2 protein-coding genes are annotated in these 3,109 nt (G+C 37.7%); both read left to right on the forward strand.

Features of this window, described 5'->3' with window-relative positions; translation table 11 throughout:
• Positions 1-314: 314 nt before the first annotated feature.
• Positions 315-1,760 carry a hypothetical protein gene (locus AB1414_18035; GenBank protein ID MEW6609314.1) on the forward strand — a complete coding sequence of 482 codons (1,446 nt, stop codon included), beginning with the start codon at positions 315-317 and terminating at the stop codon, positions 1,758-1,760.
• Positions 1,761-1,821: 61 nt separating this feature from the next.
• A complete protein-coding gene (locus AB1414_18040) occupies positions 1,822-2,967 on the forward strand; it encodes a CARDB domain-containing protein (GenBank protein ID MEW6609315.1) in 1,146 nt (381 codons plus the stop codon).
• The last annotated feature ends 142 nt before the right edge of the window (positions 2,968-3,109 follow it).

A 3,109-nucleotide genomic window follows, 5' to 3' on the forward strand; every position in this document is an offset into this window, starting at 1 on the left:
ATAAAATTCGACCCTTTCAGGGTCGAGTAGTGCTCACGAGTCTTTTTCCGTAGATTATATCTACGGTTATGTGAAATTTAACACTTTCAGTGTTAAAAGGAAAAAAATGGAAGCTGAATAGTTACAATTTCCCAGCTGTGAAATAGTCTATGAGAAATTTTCGTTAATAACTACTATACCTGCACAGGGCACATTTTTTTATTAAAGTCAACTTTTTTTATTTATTTACTAAAAAATACTTGACAAAATATTATCTAATAAGATATACTGATATTAAAATTGTATTCAATTATTAAAAATGGGGGGAAATAAAAATGAAACAATTAGGATTTTTATTATTAGTGGTTGTTTTTGGGATAAGTAATTTGGGGGTAGTAGCGAGTCAAGAAGTTACCCAAAAACAAAAACCTACTTCAAAGATAGGACAATTCTCTTTGAGAAATGATGGAGAAAACTTAACTAAACCAATTGGTTCTCCTGTGTCATTAGAACCAAAGGAAAGGGTAGAAGAAGTAAAAAAGGTTGAGGAGAAAGCGATTTCTGGAGAGGAATTGCGTCCCAAAATACCTCAGCCGAGCGTTAAACCTAAAGAAGTAAAAAAAGAAGAAGTAGTTAAAGAAGAAGAGCGAATGGGATTAAAATTCGCTGAAGGCAAAGAGGAATTGCCGAAGATTATAGCTAAAACAAAGGTTCCACCGCCACCTCCAACAGAACCAACCCTGCCAGAAGAATCTAAATACTTTTTACAATTAACCCCGCAAGAACCTTTACCTAAAGTCAAACCTGAAATCAAAAAGCCTAAAGTTATTCCTCAACCTCCAGTCGAGGAAGAAAAAGTAGTTGTTGCAAAGACAGAAGAAATAATTCCTCCGCCGGCGCAGATTGAAGAAAAATTACCAGTCCCAAAACCTAAATTTGCCTTCGAGAGAATAAATCCTGTTATAAAATGGCTAATTGTTCTTTTTGGTCTTCTTACTTTAATTTTATTCTTATGGGTAAAATATTTATGGAGACAAAGAGAATTAATTGCTTTATCAGAAATTGAAGGGATTCCTGCAGAAAAACCTGGTGTCTACAAATCATTAGTTGAGGATGTAAAAGAATTACAAGCAGGTTACCGTGGACTTGAAAAGATGGTTGAAAATGTAGATAAAAAACTGGGGGTATTAAAAGGTGTGCCAATAGAAGAATTTACCCGCCAGACATCTAAAGAGACTCTAAAACCAATTGAAACTGGAATAAAAGAATTACAAACTACCTGTCAGGGATTGGAAAAGATGTTTGGAGATTTTGATAAAAGACTTGCTCCGTTAGATGCGTTAAAAGGATTAAGTATTAAAGAATTAGCTCAACAAACAAGTATGGAGGTTTATAGACCCATAGAAAATGAATTTAAAAAAATGCAAGTCTCTTATGAACGAATAATGACAGAAGTAGAAGAGAACATAGATAAAAAATTTGATGCCATTAATAAAAAAAGCAAAAATTTAGAAAAAAGCGTTGCGGAAATAGATAGTAGATTAATCACCGTTGATTCAATAGTTTCGTCTTTGCCCAGAACAGAAGTCTCGGTGGCTAAACCTATGATAAAAGCTGAAGAAGTAAAATCAACAACGACTAAAGATAAAAGAACACGGGAAATTCTACATAACCAGATATACAAATTATCTGATGAAGGATTATCAATTGATGAAATAGCCCAACGAACTAAATTGGGTAAAGGAGAAGTAAGGTTGATTTTAGGACTGAGGAAGAAGTAATCGGTAACCGTTACTACTAATGACCAATTATCTGCTCATTGCGGGCAGAAAGGAGGAAGAAATGAAGATACAAAGAAAATTATTTGTTATGGGTGTCGTAGTAAGCATGGTGGTGGGTGCAACATTTTCTCTAACTTATGCAGAAGGGAGGGTGACGGGTAGGACCGTTCATTTTACGCCATCTCGTCCTGTATGGATTGGAGAAATCGTGAAAATTAGTGTGGGGATTACTGTAACAGGGGGGCCTGTGAATCTGACAGCAATTGTAGAACAAACAACCCCTCGACATGTAGGTCCTCCGCCTCCAACCATAGTGCTCGGTACATTTAATCCGGGGGACCATATAGTTGATGTATACAGATACACTATTCCAAGTGTTCCTCCAGAGAGGATATGCTTTACCATAAAGATACCGGGTGGAGAGTTTAGAAATGTTTGTTTGAAACGCAGAAGAAGCGCACCTGGTGATGTGATGGGAGAATGGCATATGGATATTGAAAGTTCTGGGAAGTGGGTGGCTCTTCCTGCACCAGCTACAGTTCCTTTCTCTTCCACAGAAAAACCAGATCTGAGAATAGTGGGAAGGTTAGATATGGATCGTATAATAAGAGTCGAAAACATTGGTAGAGCACCAGTAAACTATGTTCGTGTTGGAAAAGAATGCTTTGTAGAGGGAAGGTGGGTCCAAACAGTTGAATTTGAAAAACCTCAGGTTTTACCTCAAGGGGGATCTATACCATTCAGTGTAGGAAGATTAGCAAGTGCGCGTGGCCCATGCCCTGCAGGTACTACAAAGGTACGGCTTATTGTTGATCCAAGGAATGAAATAGACGAAATGAATGAAAACAATAACATGGTAGAGGCAAGTACACTGGCTGATTTAAGGATAGTTGATTTTGATTGTCGTCCTCACAATAGAGTATATACATTATTCATTAAAATATCTAATACAGGTGTTGGTAATGCAGGCCCATTTACTTGGGATGTTAGCGTACATAGAGATGGTGAGTGGGGAAGCTTTATTGGTCAAAGGCAAAGGGGATTAGATTCCGGAAGACGCGTAGAAATAAGCAAAACTGTAACAGGACTAGTGCGGGAAGGAGAGCGGCTTCGGCTAAGGATAGATGGATTTAACGAAGTTCCTGAAATCAATGAGGATGATAACTTTCGGGAAGCATCTGTACGTGGGAGAGAGGTGCCGTGGTAGGAGTATGGGGGGCAAACCTTGACAGGCTGTTGACATATCTTTTCAGCGGTATAACGGGGGTGAATATTACACAACCTCTTGAGAATTAAGGACTTGGAGTGAATGCAATGCTGGTGCAAATTTTTATTTATAATCAATGTTT

Source organism: bacterium (genome assembly GCA_040755795.1).
Classification (GTDB): domain Bacteria; phylum UBA9089; class CG2-30-40-21; order CG2-30-40-21; family SBAY01; genus JBFLXS01.